Consider the following 15,108-nt stretch of genomic DNA (forward strand, 5'->3'; position numbering starts at 1 on the left):
ATCCATTCTCATTCTCGACCATACCCAACGCGCCGGGCCAACCATGATCGAATCCCCTCCTCCCCAACCAGCGGATTCGATCACCACGATGTACACCAGCCATCACGGGTGGCTGCTGGGGTGGTTGCGCAAGCGGCTGGGCAGCGCGGCAGACGCGGCCGACCTGGCCCACGACACCTTTTTGCGGGTACTTGGAAATGCGCGCGCCGACATCCGCGAACCGCGCGCTTTTCTGTCGACGATTGCCGGCGGCATCCTGGCCAACTTCTACCGGCGCCGTGATATCGAGCAGGCGTATCTGCGCAGTCTGGCAGACCTGCCCGAGACGTACGCGCCCTCGCCCGAGTCCCGCGCGATCGTGCTGGAGACGCTGATCGAGATCGACCAGCGGCTCAGCGGCCTTCCGGCCCCGGTCAGGCGGGCGTTCCTGCTATCGCAGGTGGACGGCATGAAGCAGTCCGAGATCGCCGCGACGCTCGGCGTATCCCTGCCGACGGTGCAGCGCTATGTCGCCCGCGCCTTGCTGCAGTGCTTTTTTTGACAGGAACCGGGAGATCACGACGTGAGCATTTCGGATTCTTCGCGTTTTGCGCCCGCGGCGCCGATTGCCGACACCGTGGCGCGGCAAGCTGTCGACTGGTTCGTGCGGCTGCGCGCGGACGTGGTCAAACCCGACCTGCAGCACGCATGGAGCGCCTGGATGGCGGCCGACCCCGAGCACGCCCGCGCGTGGAGTCATCTGCAACACTGCGCGGGCGACGTGGCCGGACTGCCGTCATTGTTGGCGCACGCGACGCTGACGCGCCCGTCCGCCAACGGCCGTCGCCGGTTCATGAAATCCGCTGCGCTGCTTGCGGCTGGTGCGGGCGCGTCATGGTGGGCCGTACGCACCGAGCCTTGGCGGCCGCTGCTGGCCGACGCCAGCACGCGCGTAGGCGAACAGCGGCGGCTAACGTTGCCCGACGGTTCCACGGTGTTGCTAAACACGGATAGCGCCATCGACATCGGCGCCGGTGGTGGACGCCGCATTCGCCTGACGCGCGGCGAAATCCTGGTGGACGCGGTGCGCTTGGGCGACGCCCTGGCATCGCCGTTCGTCGTCCAGACCCGCCACGGCAAGGTCGAGACGACCGGGTCGCGGCTTGGGTTGCGGCTGGAGGCGGCGCGCAGCATCGTCCATGCCGTGACGGGTCCGCTTATGGTGACGCCGGCCGAGGCGCCGGCGCATCGCCGCGAATTGGCGGCCGGCCAGCAGGCCGCGTTCACCGCCCTCGCGGTCCAGACGCCGGACCCGTCGCGCGCAAGCGATCTGAGCTGGGCCGACGGCGTGCTGGCGGCGCACGACATGCGGCTTGACGCCTTCCTGGCGCAACTGTCGCGATACCGCCCCGGGATGATCCGCTGCGATCCGGCGGTGGCCGACCTGCGCGTCTCGGGCGTGTATCCGTTGGGCGACACCGACAAGGTGCTGGAGACGCTGGCGCTGACGCTTCCGGTGTCGATCCGCTCGATGACGCGTTATTGGATGTCAGTCGGCCCGCGCGGGACAACCATTTGACCCACGCCCCACGGGACGACCGCAGAAATCCGGCCCGTGCCGAGCGACAGCATGAAGCCGCCTTCCGTGTTCGCAAATTATTCTCAGATTCCGTGATGGGTTTTCCGATCTCGCGTGGCATAGGAGCTGAAGTCCTGTCTTCACTCCCAACGACATCGAGAACCCAATGAGTCTTCCCGCCTTCAAGAGCCCGCGCCAACCGCGGCCCGCCTTGCGCGCCTTGGTCCTGGCGCTGGGCATCGCAAGCGCCCTGCCCGCCATCCTGACGTTTCCGGTGGCGGCCCAAGCGCAGACCGCCACCACGAACTTCCGCATCCCCGCGGGACCGCTCGCCGGCGCGCTGCTGCAGTTCGGCCGTGATTCGGGCCTGATGCTGTCCTATTCCGCTGCGGATGTCGAAGGCCGGCAAAGCCCGGGCGTCAATGGCGTCTACCGGCCGGCCGAGGCGCTGGCCGTGCTGCTGTCGGGCACCGGCCTGGCAGCCCAGCGCCTGGCGAATGGCAGCTACTCGTTGCGGCCAGCGGCGCAGGCCCCAGTGTCCACCTTGGCGCCGATCGAGGTGGCGGCCAATCCCTTGTCGAGCCGCGCGTGGGGGCCCGTCGATGGATTCGTGGCGCGGTACAGCATGACGGGCACGAAGACCGATACGCCGCTGATCGAGACGCCCCAATCGATTTCCGTCGTGACGCGCGACCAGATGACGTGGCAGGCCATTCAGAAGACCGAACAGGCGCTGCGCTACGAGGCCGGCGTGCGCGCCGAACTGGCGGACGACCTGCGTCATCAGAACATCACGGTGCGAGGCTTCAGCGTGGCCGCGTCCAACCAGGGCATCTACCTGGACGGCCTGGCGCTCGCGACCCGCTATTACGGCTCGTACGACGTGAATCCGTACGCGCTGGAGCGCGTGGAAGTGCTGCGTGGACCGGCATCCCTGCTTTACGGCCAGAACCAGCCGGGCGGGATCGTGAACCAGGTGAGCAAGCGGCCCACCGAGACCCCGCTGCACGAAGTGGAGTTCACGACGGGCGACCCGGGCCGCGCGCAGCTGGGCTTTGATTTCAGCGGCCCGGTGACCGAAGACGGCCAATGGCTGTACCGTCTGACCGGCCAGGGCCGCAACGCCGATACCGAGGTGGACACGGTGCGCGACAAGCGCGCGTTCATCGCGCCGTCGTTCACGTGGCAGCCCAGCGCCGCCACGCACTTCACCGTACTGACGAACTTCCAGCGCATCCGCGCCGGCTCCACCGACCAGTGGCTGCCGTCGGTGGGCACACTGACGCCCACGCCCTACGGCCGGATCTCGCGCAGTTTCTTCTCGGGCGAGCCGGACTTCGACCGCTACGACAAGGACCAGGCGATGCTGGGTTATCTGTTCGAGCACAAGTTCAACGACAGCTGGACCGTGCGCCAGAACGCCCGCTACAACCAGAACCGCACACACTACCGCGCGTTGATCTCGGAGCTGGGCTGGGGCACCTTGCCCGATGGCGAACCGGACTATCAGTCCCTGCAACGCTACGCCTTCAGTTCGGACGAAAAGGCGCGCACGTTTGCCGTGGACACGCAGCTTCAGTACCAGCGCCGCACGGGCGCATTCGCGCACACGGTGTTGATGGGCCTGGACTACCAGCAATCCAGCTTTGACACCCAACTGGGCTTCGGCATGGACGGCGTGCCGCCGATCAATCCGTTCAACCCGGTTTACGGCTACCAGATCGACGCGCCGCCCATCTACAACGACACGTTCCAGCGCATGCGCCAGCTTGGCCTGTACGCGCAGGATCAGGTCAAGATCATGGACAAGGTCGTCGTCACGGCTGGCGGCCGCATGGACTGGTCGGAAGCCAGCACGCGCAACAACCTGACCGGCACGCGCACGCAGCAGAACGACAACGCGTTCACGGGCCGCATCGGTATGGTGTACCTGTCCGACACCGGCCTGGCGCCGTACGTCAGCTATTCCACGTCGTTCCGGCCGCAAGCGGGGACCACGTTCGCCGGCACGCCCTTCCGTCCGACCAAGGGCGAACAGTACGAAGCGGGCGTGAAATTCCAGCCCAAGGGTTTCGACAGCTTCATCACGGCTTCGGTGTTCCAGATCGAGCAGCGCAACGTGCTGACGCGCGATCCGGACCACGCGAATTCGCAGGTGCAGACCGGCAAGGTGCGTTCGGAAGGCTTCGAACTGCAGGGCAAGGCCTCGCTGGCCCGCAACGTGGACGTCGTCGCGTCCTACACCTACACCGACATCAAGACGATCTCGAGCAATTATCCGGAGCAGATCGGCAAGGTGCCGTTTGCCGGCGTGCCCGCGCACATGGCGTCGCTGTGGGTGGACTACACGATCGATACGGGGCCGCTGGCCGGGCTGGGTTTTGGCGCGGGCGCCCGTTATCTGGGCACCACTTACAGCGATCAGGACAATGCCGTGAAGGTGCCGTCGGTGACGCTGGCCGACGCCGCGATCCGCTATGACCTGGGCCGCGCCAGCCCGGCCATGAAGGGCGCCACGCTGAGCCTGAACGCGTCGAACCTGTTCGACAAGGCCTACGTCGCCTCGTGCAACAACGTCAATCTGTGCTTCTACGGCCCGGGCCGCGTGGTGCTGGCGACGCTGCGATACAACTGGTGATTGACTTCGGAGAATGATCGTTCTACCATCTGTTCATTCCAGATAGAACGATCATTCTCCATATGTCTGATTCCACCCTCACTTCCGACACCGCCCTTACCCCCGCTTCCGACGCGCAGGAAAAGCTGCTGCGCGCCACCGAACATTTGATCTATGCCGGCGGCATCAATGCCACCGGCATGGACCTCATCGTCAAGACCTCCGGCGTATCGCGCAAGAGCATCTACAAGCACTACGGCACGAAGGAAGTGCTGGTGGCCGCGGCGCTGACCGCCCGCGACGAGCGCTGGATGCAGTGGTTCATCGACGCCACGACGCGCGCGCCCTCGCCGCCCGCCCGCCTCTTGTCCATCTTCGATGCGCTGCGCGATTGGTTCGCGTCGGATGGGTTTCACGGTTGCGCGTTCATCAACGCCGCCGGCGAAATCGGCGACGCGGACAGCCCGATCCGCGCGGTTGCCCGGCGCCACAAGGAACGCCTGCTTGCCCACGTGCTGTCGCTGGTGCAGGCCGCGGGCCTGCCGAACGCCGATGAGCGCGCCCGCCAGTTGCTGGTGCTTATCGACGGCGCGATTGCCGTGGCCATGGTCACAGGCGATGCGTCGATCACCGACAGCGCCGAACGTGCCGCCCAGGCGTTGCTTGACGCGGACCACTGAGTCCACGCCCTCCTCTTGCTTTTTTCCACCCCCTGTCCATGAGGCCCTTGCCATGACGACAACGTCCGAAGTCCGCCCGCCCCTTCCTCCCTTCACGCGCGAGAGCGCCATCCAGAAGGTCCGCCTGGCCGAAGACGGCTGGAACAGCCGCGATCCCGACAAAGTTTCACTGGCCTACAGCCTTGACACCCACTGGCGAAACCGCGCCGAGTTCGCAACGAACCGCGAGGAAGCGCGTGCGTTCCTGGCGCGCAAGTGGGCGCGCGAGCTGGACTACCGCCTGATCAAGGAACTGTGGGCCTACAACGGCAATCGCATCGCGGTGCGCTATGCCTACGAATGGCATGACGATTCGGGCAACTGGTTCCGTTCGTATGGCAACGAGAACTGGGAGTTCGGCGAAGACGGCCTGATGATCAACCGCTATGCATGCATCAATGACATGCCGATCAAGGAAGCGGACCGCAAGTACCACTGGCCGCTCGGTCGGCGTCCGGACGATCATCCGGGGTTGTCGGAACTGGGCCTGTAGTGCGCTTCGGCCCCCATGCGCGCATGTGATCCACATGCGCGCAACGCCCGCCTTGCGTTTGAAAAAGGCCTAGGGATTTCCCCCGGTTTCGTTGCAATACGCACATCCCTGCGCAACTTTCGCGAGCCTTGAAAGGTGAACGGAAGTTTGGATTTTTAGACTCCCGCATTCATTGCAGTGTCAGCTTTTGTTCAGACCGCAGTCAGACATAAGCACAACAACGGGAGGAAAAGACCATGCAATCAAAACGCAGCGCCGTACGGCGCGAGGCGTGGGCCGCGGGCACGATGATCGTGCTGGGCCTGGGCGCCATCGCGCAGGCGTCAACCTACACATTGGGAAGCCTTGATCGCATGGGTCCGGGCATGTTCCCCGCGATCCTGGGCGTGCTGCTGGTCCTTCTGGGACTGGCCATTGCCAAGACGGCGACCTCGCCCGTTGTCGTCGAGGAAGATGCCGAAGAAGTGGCGCCGCCCGAGTGGCGCGGCTGGGGCTGCATCATCGGCGGGTTGCTGTCCTTCATCCTGATCGGCAAGTTCGGCGGCCTGGTGCCCGCGACCTTCGTGCTGGTCTTCATCTCCGCCATGGGCGATCGCCAGCACACCTGGCGCAGCGCAGCCATCCTTGCCGCCGGCGTCACGGTGCTTGGCGTGGCGGTTTTCTCCTGGGCCCTGCAGCTCCAGTTTCCGTTGTTCCGCTGGGGTTGATCCATGGAAATCTTCAATAACCTGATGCACGGGTTCTCTGTCGCGTTCGCGCTGGACAACCTGATGTGGGCCATTTTCGGCGTGTTCATGGGCAACCTGATCGGCGTGCTGCCGGGCATGGGCGTGCTGGCCGCCATCTCGATCCTGCTGCCGCTGACCTACACGATGACGCCCACTGCGGCGCTGGTGATGCTGTCCGGCATCTACTACGGCTCGCAATACGGCGGCGGCATCACGTCGATCATGCTGAACCTGCCTGGCACCGCGTCGCATGCGGTGGCATGTCTGGACGGCAATCCGCTGGCGCGCAACGGCAAGGCCGGCTCGGCGCTCTTCATGCTGATGTTCTCGTCGTTCTGCGGCGCGTCCGTCGGCATCCTGGCGATGATCCTGTTCTCGCCGTTGCTGGTCGATGTCGCGTTCAAGTTCGGTCCGGCCGAATACTTCTCGATGATGATGCTGGGTCTGCTGGCCGGCGCCACGCTGGCCAAGGGATCGGCGATCAAGGGCGTGGCGATGGTCGTGGTCGGCTTGCTGCTGGGCGTGGTGGGCACGGACGTCAACACGGGCACGATGCGCTTTCACTTCGGCATCCTGGAATTGTCCGACGGCCTGCAGATCGTGGCGCTGGCCATGGGCCTGTTCGGCGTGGCGGACTTCCTGAAGAACATCAATCGCATCGGCGGCGACAGCAAGGTCACGTCGGCGAAGGTGAGCCTGAAGTCCATGCGTCCGGAAGCCGGCGACATCAAGCAATCGCGCGGCGCGCTGGTGCGCGGCACGGCCATCGGCGCGGCGTTCGGGATCCTGCCGGGCACGGGTCCGACCATCGCGTCGTTCATCTCGTATGCAACGGAAAAGAAGGTTGCAAAGGAACCGCGCCGTTTCGGCCGCGGCGCCATCGAAGGCATCGCCGGTCCGGAAGCGGCCACCAGCGCCTCGACGCAGACCAGCTTCATTCCGACCATGAGCCTGGGCATCCCTGGCGACCCGGTCATGGCGCTGATGCTGGGCGCGCTCATCATCCACGGCATCCAGCCGGGTCCGCAGATGATGATCGAGCACGCCGACATGTTCTGGGGGCTGATCGCCAGCTTCTGGGTCGGCAACGTGCTGCTGCTGCTCTTGAACCTGCCGCTGATCGGCATGTGGGTGCGCCTGTTGACCGTTCCCTTCCGCTATCTGTTCCCTGCCGCGCTGTTCTTTGTCTGCGTGGGGGTCTACAGCACGAACAACAACCTGTTCGACGTGGGGATGGTGACGTTGTTCGGCGCCGCGGGTTACGCGTTGATCCGGTTGCGGTTTGAACCGGCGCCGCTGCTGCTGGGCTTTGTGCTCGGGCCCATGGTGGAAGAGAACTTCCGCCGCGCCCTGCTGCTGTCGCGTGGTGAGCTGTCGATCTTCGTGACGCGGCCCATCAGCCTGGGCTTCATCCTGGCGTGCGTCGGACTGATCGCGTTGCTCGCGGTGTCGGCCCTGCGCGCACGCAAGGCGCGCGAAGCGCTCAAGCACGCGGAGTCCGCTGCGTAACTGCAAGGCAAGTTTCGGGGTAGTGCTGCTTTGGCCGGTCTCGCAAGGACCGGCCTTTTTTTTGCGTATCGCTGGCTGACCGGGAACGCCGCATTGGCGTTCCGCGAACCGTCACGCCTTGGCGGCGACGGGAACCCGGAAGGGAACGCCCAGCCGATTGAACGCGTTCATGGCAGCGATCGCGATCGTGAGGTCGACCAGGTCCTTGGGCGCGAACGCGGCCGAGGCGGCAGCGTAGGCTTCGTCCGACGCGTGGGTTTCGCTCACGCGGGTCACTTCCTCTGCCCATGCCAACGCGGCGCGTTCCTGGTCGGAGAACAGGTGGTGCACCTCGTCCCACACGGGGACCAGCGTGATCTTGTCGACCGACATGGTTTTGCGCAGGTCACGCGTGTGCAGGTCGATGCAGTGCGCGCAGCCATTGATCTGCGAAACGCGCAGGAACACGAGATGCACGAGTTCCGCCGGAAGCGCCGTGCGCTGTGTGACGTAGTGGTGGATGCCAAAGAGTGCTTTCGCGCCATCGGGTGCGGTTTCTTGCCAGTTCAGGCGGGTCATTCCAATTCCTTGCTGCTGTGGTTGATGACCGCAACATTACGCTTGCCGATGCCGGCGTGAAAGGTCCAAGAATTGGAGTATTGACTGGTCCATGATGGCGGCGTCGACGTCCAGGCCGACGCAACGCCCTTTTCCCCCGGGGCGGCTTCAGCCTTCGGGTGCGGAGGCGCCGCCGCCGGTGTGCCCGTCGATATGTCCGAGCGGGCGGCCCGGATCCAGGCGGTCGCGCACACGCTGCTTCAGGATCTTGGCTTCGGGAAAGCCACCGTCGCGCTTGCGGTCCCAGATCAGATCGCCGTTGTAGGTGATCTGGAAGATGCCGCCGGTGCCGGGCTGCAGCGCCACTTCGCCCAGATCGGTCGAAAAGGTGGAGAGCAGCTCCTGCGCCATCCAGCCGGCGCGCAGCAGCCACTGGCACTGCGTGCAGTAAAGAATGACGATACGAGGACGCAAGGCGGGCGGGTTCATAGGTGAGGGATTCTACTCCGGCGCTGCGGCGCGCGATGCTGGATAATGTCGGGTTTTCCCGGGTCTGCAATGGGCCCAGAGTCTGCAATGAAGTCTGCCTTGACACCCCGAGGCCAGCGCTGGCTGATCGGTCTTTTGATGGGACTGGTCACGCTCACGCCGATGGCCATCGACATCTACCTGCCCTCCCTGCCCGCCATGGCGCACGCGTTTGGCGAGCCCATTGGCGCGCTGCAGGCCAGCATCACCCTGTTCATCTTTGCGGTCGGTCTGGGCCAAGTGCTGATTGGGCCGCTTGCCGACCGCTATGGCCGGCGGCCCGTGGCGCTGTGCGGAGCGCTGGCGTATCTGGCGGGCTCCGCGCTGGGCGCGGCGGCGACGTCGCTCGAGGTGTTTTACGCCGCGCGCATCGTGCAGGGATTGGGTGCGTGTTCGGCGTCGCTGGTGGCGTTTGCCGCCGTGCGTGATTGCTTCAGTCCGGCCGTCGGCGCGCGGGTCTACAGCTACTTGAATGGCGCGCTGTGCACGGTGCCGGCGCTGGCCCCGATGGTGGGCGGCGTATTGGCATTGCATGCGGGCTGGCGCAGCACGTTCGTGTTCATGGCGGTGTTTGCATTGGCCCTGGCGTCGTTGCTTGCGCTGCGCTTCGAGGAAACCCGGGCCAAGCCGGCGAACCGAGCTGGCGCGCTATACAGCCTGCCCCGCTATGCGCCCATCGTTGCCAGCGGCCGGTTCCTGTACTTTGCGTGCTTCGGCATGGCGGGCATGGCCATGATCCTGGTGTTTGTGTCGGCTGCGCCCGTCGTGCTGGTGCAGCAGCTCGGGTATTCGGAGTTGGGCTTTTCGGCCTGGTTCGGCGGCAATGCGGCGATCAACATCGCCGCGTTCTTCCTGGCGCCTGCGTTCATCGCGCGGTACGGCCGCTACACCATGGTGCGGGTCGGCATGGCGGCACTGCTGCTGGCGTCGGCCCTGCATCTGGGCGCGTGGCTGTGGGCGCCGCTGTCGGCATGGATTTTCATGCTGCCCGTGGCGGTGCTGACCGTGGGGTTTTCGTTGGCGCTGGGATCCGGGTTGAGTCTGGCGCTTGAGCCGTTCGCGGACCGGGCGGGCACTGCGGCGGCCGTGTATGGATTGTTCCAGATGAGCGGATCGGCCGTGATCGCAACCGTCTTGCTCGATAGCGGGATGGCGCCGCAGGCCGCCATGGCGTTGATTGGGGCGGTGATTGTCGCGCCGTTGCTGCTGTTGTCGCCGGCTTTAGGCCGGCGCCTTGGGCCGGGTTCCTGAGCGTATGTGCATGCGGGCCGGTGTCTCACCAGGGCCGGTGTCTGACACCCTGGGGAGACGACCGCCAGCGCGTAGCAGCCTCTCAGCGGGTGTCAGACACCTCGCATCACGTCGGGCGCGCTCAATAGCTAGACCAGCCAGCCCAGCGACCAGCCGCTGACGGCCGCCAGCAGCACCACCCACACCGGCGACCAGCGCGCATAGACCAGCAGCGCGAACAGCAGCAATGCCAGGCCGAAGTCCGCCTTGCCAAGAATGGCGCTGGTCCAGACCGGGTCGTACAGCGCGCCGAGCAGGATGCCGACGACGCTGGCATTGACGCCGGCCACCATGTTGCGCACGCCCGGCCGGCGGCGCAGCGAGTCCCAGAATGGCAGCGCCGCGGCGAGCAGCAAGGCGCCGGGTACGAAGATGACGCACAGCAACATCAGCCCGCCCGCCCAGCCGGACAAGGGGCCGGACGACATGGCGCCCAGGAAGGCCGCGAAGGTGAACAACGGGCCGGGCATCGCCTGCGCCGCGCCGTAGCCGGCCAGGAAATCCGCGTTGGACACCATCCCGGACGAAACGGACGCGGTTTCCAGCAGCGGCAGCACCACATGCCCGCCGCCAAAGACCAGCGCGCCGGCGCGGTAGAAGCCGGCGATCTGGCTGGCCAGTGCGCCGTCCGACAGCAGCGCCCACAGCGGCAGTCCCGCCATCAGGGCGGCGAACAGCGCCAGCGACACCAAACCCGCCGCGCGCGGCACGCCCGAGGAAGCGTTGGACAGGACGGGCCGGGGCGGCAGCTGCAGGAAGGCGGCGCCGATCACCGCGCCCAACACGACGGCCGAGATCTGCGCCAGTGCGGTGGGCAGCACCACGGTGAGCAATGCGGCGGCCACCGCCATTGCGGCGCGCGGCCGGTCCGGACAGAGCGATCTGCCCATGCCCCAAACCGCCTGCGCCACGATGGCCACCGCGGCCACCTTCAGGCCATGGATTGCGGCCGATTCCGACAGCCAGCCATAGTGGGCAAGCCCCATCGCAAACCCGATCAGCGCGAGCGCAGACGGCAGCGTGAACGCAACCCACGCGGCCAGCATGCCGGCCCAGCCGGCCCGGCGCAGTCCGATCGCCATGCCGACCTGGCTGCTGGCGGGACCCGGCAAAAATTGGCACAACGCCACCAGATCGGAAAACGCGTAGTCATCGAGCCAGCGCCGCCGGTCGACGAATTCAGCGCGGAAATAGCCCAGGTGCGCCATCGGTCCGCCAAAGGACGTCAAGCCCAGCCGCAGGAACACCAGAAACACTTCAAGGCAGGATCCGCGGCCCGTCTGGGCGCGCGCGCCGGTGGCCGGTTTGCTGTCGACGTGCTCGTCATGGGGGGATGGGTGCGGCATCGGCTCGGGCTTCTTGGGAGTCGGGGCGGCGATGTTTTTCGGGCCCCAGTTCCAAGCTTATAGCCGGGCAACGGCCGGGATTCAATCGGATAAATGTCAGGAATTGGCGCTTGCCGGGCTCCGACGGCGGCAAATCATGGCCCATATCAAAAGTGGATTCATGGCACTTCAGTGTTAGGCCAATAGGCCGCATCATGCTTCCGTCACTTTCCCCCCCTCGCTTCAGAAAGGTAAGCACATGAGCCAGCGTTTGAATTACTTCCAGATGTCCGAAGTCCTGTCCCAGAAGTATCTGGAGTTCAGCATGGCGCAGAAGAAAACCGCCGTGGTTCAGGAGCTGGGATACCTGGTCGACATCCGCGCCTCGCAGATCAACGGCTGCGGATTCTGCCTGGACATGCACGTGAAGGAAGCCACGATCAAGGGCGAGCGCGCGCTGCGCCTGCATCACGTCGCCATCTGGCGTGAATCGCCGCTTTTCTCTCCGCGTGAACGCGCTGCGCTGGAATGGACCGAGGCGCTGACCACCCTGCCGCCCCATGGCGTGCCGGACGCGATCTACGAATCCGTGCGCGCGCAGTTCACGGAAAGCGAGCTGTCGGACCTGACGTTCCTGGTGGTCGGAATCAATGGCTGGAACCGGCTGAACGTCGCCTTCCGCACGGTGCCGGGATCCGCCGACAAAGCCTATGGCCTGGACAAGGCCGGGCTGAACTGACCGGCGCTTTCCTGCCGCGTGTCACATCAGTTGCAGGATCCGGCGGGCCAGTTGCTCCGCCTGCTCGGCCGACACGATGTTGGTGAAGCTCATGAGCAGGCCGGAGCGCGCATCGGGCGCCGCCGACCAGTGCGACAAGGCCTGCGCATACAGGCCATGCTGCAGCATGCGCGACGCCAGCTCGCGGTCGGTCTGGTGGCCTTCCAGGCGCGCCAGCAGGTGCATGCCGCCCGGCTGCAAATCGATGTGCAAGCGGGAGCCCAGCACATCGGATAACGCTGCCGCCGTGGTGTTGCGCCGTTCGCTGTACAGGCGGCGCATGCGCTGGATGTGGCGCGCGAAATGGCCTTCGTTGATGAACGACGTCAGCACGGCCTGCGTCAACGCCGGCGCCCCGCCCGCCAGCAGCATGCACAGGCGCTCGAAGCGCGGCGCCTGCTCTTCGGGCACGACCAGATAGGCAAGCCGCATGCCGGGGAACAGCACCTTGCTGAAGGTGCCTGAATACAGCACGCGGCCCTGCCGATCCAGGCTCTTCAGCGCGGGCAGCGGGCGGCCGACGTAGCGGTATTCGCCGTCGTAGTCGTCTTCCACGATCCACGCGCTGCTGCGTTCGGCCCAGTCCAGCAAGGCCTGGCGCCGGGGCAGCGACAGCGACAGGCTCAGCGGACTCTGATGCGCGGGCGTCACGACGGCCGCCCTGGCCCTCGGCTCCTGCGCGATGCCCGCCTCCACCACAAGACCTTCCGCGTCCACGCGCACCGGCACGGCCTGCATGCCGGCCTGCGCCAGCAGCACACGCGTGGGCGGATAGCCCGGGTCTTCCACCCACACGGAATCGCCGGGCTTGAACAGCGCCTGCATGATGAGCTGCATGGTGTGGTTGTAGCCCGACGTGATGAACACCTGGCGCGGCGTGCATTGGATGCCGCGCGCGACCTGCAGGTATGCCGCTGTGGCGGTCCGCAGTCCAAGCAACCCGGCGGGATCTGGGTAGCCGAGGTCCGCCGGCTGCGTGCTGCGCAGATGCCGCGCGCCCAGCCGCGCCCAGATCTTGCGCGGAAAGGCGTCGAGCGCGGGCAGCCCCATCTGGAATGGCAGCGGCGCCGCCGGCCGTGGCCAGCGATCTTCTTCCTGCACCTCGGCGGGACGCGCTCGCGCCGCGGGCGCAGTGTGCGCGACAGGTTGCAGGTTGGGCGCGACCACGGTGCCGGCCTGGCCGCGCGCCTGGATGTACCCTTCCGAGGCCAGCAGCGAGTAAGCGACTTCAATGGTGCCGCGCGCCACGCCGATTTCCTTGGCGAGTGCGCGCGCCGATGGAATGCGGTCGCCGGGTTTCAAGGTGCCTTCGGCGATGGCGCTTCGGAAGCGCTCGTAGACCTGGCGGTACAGCCGGTTGCCGCCGGCGTCGGCGACGGTTTGCAGATCGTCGGGAGTTGCAGGAATCATGGCATAGTCCGTAAGCCCATTTATGGCCCTTCAAATTATGGCATGCGCTTTTTAAGATTCGTACTCACGGTGGGCGCACGTTCAGCGCCCCGACCCCTGAGGCACTGATCCATGCATACATCCTCCGCCGCGCCGGCATTGCGCCATCTGGAGACCCCGGAAGAATGGCGGGCCTGCCTGCCGCTGATGCGCGAACTGCGTCCCCATCTGGCCCATGCGGACAACTTTGTACAACGCCTGACCCGGATGCATCAGGAAAACTACCGGCTGCTCGCCGTCATGCGCGACGGCCTGGCGGTGGCGCTGGCGGGATACCGTTATCAAGAAAACCTGATCTACGGCCGCTTCATGTACGTGGACGACCTGGTGGTGCATCCGTCGGCGCGCGGCAGCCGCTGGGGCGCCCGGCTGATTGCCGAGCTGGACCAACTCGCACGCGGTGCGGACTGCGACGAGTTTGTGCTCGACACCGGGCTGGGCAACGCGCTGGCGCAGCGCTTCTATTTCCGGCAGGGCCTGTTGACCAGCGCCATCCGGTTCAGCAAACCCTTGAAAGGAACCACGCAATGAGCATCCTTCGAATTCGCTGCAGCCCGCGGGGGCTCGACTCGGAAAGCTATCGCCTGTCGCAGCAGATCATCGACCGGCTGACGCAGACGGGTCCAGCCGATGGGCTGGACGTCGTGGAGTTCGACGCCACCACCCTCACCCATGCAGATGGCGACTATGCGGCCGTCTTGGCGGCGCGAGAGGAGCCCGCGGTTGATGTCCTGGAAAACGGATCGCTGCTCGCTTCGGGCGGCCTGATCCGGATGCTGGACGACGCCAGCCACATCGTGCTGGCGACCCCGATGCACAACTTCACCGTGCCCTCTGCGCTGAAAGCGTGGCTGGACCACGTGGTTCGGGTGCGCCACACGTTTCACATCACCCCTCAGGGCAAGGTCGGCGTGCTCGCGGACCGGCCGGTGTATGTCGCGATTTCGTCGGGCGGCGCGTTCAGCGGTGAGGAGGCCCGTCAACCGGACTTCCTGACGCCGTACCTGCGCCACGTGCTGGCGACGATCGGATTGAAGCAGGTGACCTTCGTCGCGGTGGAGGGAACCGCCCGCGGGCCGGAATGGCTGGCGCTTGCCCGGGCGCGCGCGGAGGCGGCGCTTGACGGCATTTGCCACACCGGGACGGCTCAGGAACTGGCCGCCTGAGGGCGTTTACGCTTGCTTGCGTTTTGATGCGGGTGGCTTGCCAAGAAGCCCCGAAGTCCAGCTGGATTCGGGGCTTTTTCTTTCGGGATTTTTCCGTGAATCTCGACACGATAATTCGTTAACTTACGCCGCATCGCATGCTGCAGCAGCAATTCGCATTCCCAAGCCCATTTAAAAATCGAAAACTGGCTGAAACTGCCCAGGCAACGACTTTCTCTGAAGAACAAAAATAACCCTGTAATTTCAATGCGTTGCATTCACCGCCAAATCCCTTCCCGCCCAAGTATCCAAATTTTTAAATTGCCCGCGATTTCAAGAATAATTGAAAGCCACCGCGGCGCAACATTAATAATATCTATTAATTCATATTGAAATATCAGTAACTGTATGTAGGTTTCATACAGAGATAAT

The 15,108-nt window shown here is 65.4% G+C and carries 16 protein-coding genes; 11 read left to right on the forward strand and 5 right to left on the reverse strand.

What is annotated here, in order from left to right; genetic code table 11:
• The first annotated feature begins 43 nt into the window (after positions 1-43).
• From RT697_RS04495 to RT697_RS04525, 7 genes are all read left to right on the forward strand, one after another.
• The gene (locus tag RT697_RS04495) at positions 44-541 is read left to right on the forward strand and encodes a sigma-70 family RNA polymerase sigma factor (protein WP_313697176.1); all 498 of its coding nucleotides are present in this window, start codon (positions 44-46) and stop codon (positions 539-541) included.
• 21 nt (positions 542-562) lie between these two features.
• On the forward strand, positions 563-1,558 hold the full coding sequence (locus tag RT697_RS04500; protein WP_313697177.1) for a FecR domain-containing protein: 996 nt from the start codon (positions 563-565) through the stop codon (positions 1,556-1,558).
• Positions 1,559-1,724: 166 nt separating this feature from the next.
• On the forward strand, positions 1,725-4,196 hold the full coding sequence (locus RT697_RS04505) for a TonB-dependent siderophore receptor (RefSeq protein ID WP_313697178.1): 2,472 nt from the start codon (positions 1,725-1,727) through the stop codon (positions 4,194-4,196).
• A gap of 62 nt (positions 4,197-4,258) precedes the next feature.
• The gene (locus RT697_RS04510) at positions 4,259-4,855 is read left to right on the forward strand and encodes a TetR/AcrR family transcriptional regulator (RefSeq protein ID WP_313697179.1); all 597 of its coding nucleotides are present in this window, start codon (positions 4,259-4,261) and stop codon (positions 4,853-4,855) included.
• Positions 4,856-4,907: 52 nt separating this feature from the next.
• Positions 4,908-5,387 carry a DUF1348 family protein gene (locus RT697_RS04515; protein ID WP_313697180.1) on the forward strand — a complete coding sequence of 160 codons (480 nt, stop codon included), beginning with the start codon at positions 4,908-4,910 and terminating at the stop codon, positions 5,385-5,387.
• Positions 5,388-5,623: 236 nt separating this feature from the next.
• A complete protein-coding gene (locus RT697_RS04520) occupies positions 5,624-6,094 on the forward strand; it encodes a tripartite tricarboxylate transporter TctB family protein (RefSeq protein ID WP_105238915.1) in 471 nt (156 codons plus the stop codon).
• Positions 6,095-6,097: 3 nt separating this feature from the next.
• Positions 6,098-7,624: a tripartite tricarboxylate transporter permease gene (locus RT697_RS04525; protein ID WP_175121547.1), complete on the forward strand. Its 1,527-nt coding sequence runs from the start codon at positions 6,098-6,100 to the stop codon at positions 7,622-7,624.
• Positions 7,625-7,735: 111 nt separating this feature from the next.
• Here RT697_RS04525 and RT697_RS04530 read toward each other — a convergent pair whose 3' ends face one another.
• A complete protein-coding gene (locus RT697_RS04530; RefSeq protein ID WP_175121548.1) occupies positions 7,736-8,182 on the reverse strand; it encodes a carboxymuconolactone decarboxylase family protein in 447 nt (148 codons plus the stop codon).
• Positions 8,183-8,329: 147 nt separating this feature from the next.
• Positions 8,330-8,650, reverse strand: a complete 321-nt coding sequence (locus RT697_RS04535) for a SelT/SelW/SelH family protein (RefSeq protein ID WP_313697181.1) — start codon at positions 8,648-8,650, stop codon at positions 8,330-8,332.
• 87 nt (positions 8,651-8,737) lie between these two features.
• On the opposite strand from RT697_RS04535, the gene RT697_RS04540 reads away from it, so the two are divergent.
• Positions 8,738-9,940: a multidrug effflux MFS transporter gene (locus tag RT697_RS04540; RefSeq protein ID WP_313697182.1), complete on the forward strand. Its 1,203-nt coding sequence runs from the start codon at positions 8,738-8,740 to the stop codon at positions 9,938-9,940.
• Positions 9,941-10,068: 128 nt separating this feature from the next.
• Here RT697_RS04540 and chrA read toward each other — a convergent pair whose 3' ends face one another.
• Positions 10,069-11,325 carry a chromate efflux transporter gene (gene chrA / locus RT697_RS04545; protein WP_313697183.1) on the reverse strand — a complete coding sequence of 419 codons (1,257 nt, stop codon included), beginning with the start codon at positions 11,323-11,325 and terminating at the stop codon, positions 10,069-10,071.
• A gap of 238 nt (positions 11,326-11,563) precedes the next feature.
• On the opposite strand from chrA, the gene RT697_RS04550 reads away from it, so the two are divergent.
• The gene (locus RT697_RS04550; protein WP_312435226.1) at positions 11,564-12,043 is read left to right on the forward strand and encodes a carboxymuconolactone decarboxylase family protein; all 480 of its coding nucleotides are present in this window, start codon (positions 11,564-11,566) and stop codon (positions 12,041-12,043) included.
• 21 nt (positions 12,044-12,064) lie between these two features.
• Here the strand turns inward: RT697_RS04550 and RT697_RS04555 are convergent, their stop codons facing one another.
• Complete coding sequence (locus RT697_RS04555; RefSeq protein WP_313697184.1) at positions 12,065-13,492, reverse strand: PLP-dependent aminotransferase family protein; 1,428 nt, start codon at positions 13,490-13,492, stop codon at positions 12,065-12,067.
• Between the two features lie 111 nt (positions 13,493-13,603).
• Here RT697_RS04555 and RT697_RS04560 point away from each other — a divergent pair, with 111 nt between their 5' ends.
• Together RT697_RS04560 and RT697_RS04565 are read left to right on the forward strand one after the other, a co-directional pair.
• Complete coding sequence (locus RT697_RS04560) at positions 13,604-14,062, forward strand: GNAT family N-acetyltransferase (protein WP_313697185.1); 459 nt, start codon at positions 13,604-13,606, stop codon at positions 14,060-14,062.
• Entirely contained in the window at positions 14,059-14,697 is a 639-nt protein-coding gene (locus tag RT697_RS04565; protein ID WP_313697186.1) for an NAD(P)H-dependent oxidoreductase, read from the forward strand. Before RT697_RS04560 ends, RT697_RS04565 begins: the two co-directional genes overlap by 4 nt.
• On the opposite strand, the gene RT697_RS04570 is transcribed toward RT697_RS04565, so the two are convergent.
• Positions 14,679-14,954, reverse strand: a complete 276-nt coding sequence (locus RT697_RS04570; RefSeq protein ID WP_313697187.1) for a hypothetical protein — start codon at positions 14,952-14,954, stop codon at positions 14,679-14,681. The genes RT697_RS04565 and RT697_RS04570 overlap by 19 nt on opposite strands.
• Positions 14,955-15,108 lie beyond the last annotated feature (154 nt).

This window comes from Achromobacter sp. (genome assembly GCF_032113835.1).
Lineage (GTDB): Bacteria > Pseudomonadota > Gammaproteobacteria > Burkholderiales > Burkholderiaceae_B > Achromobacter.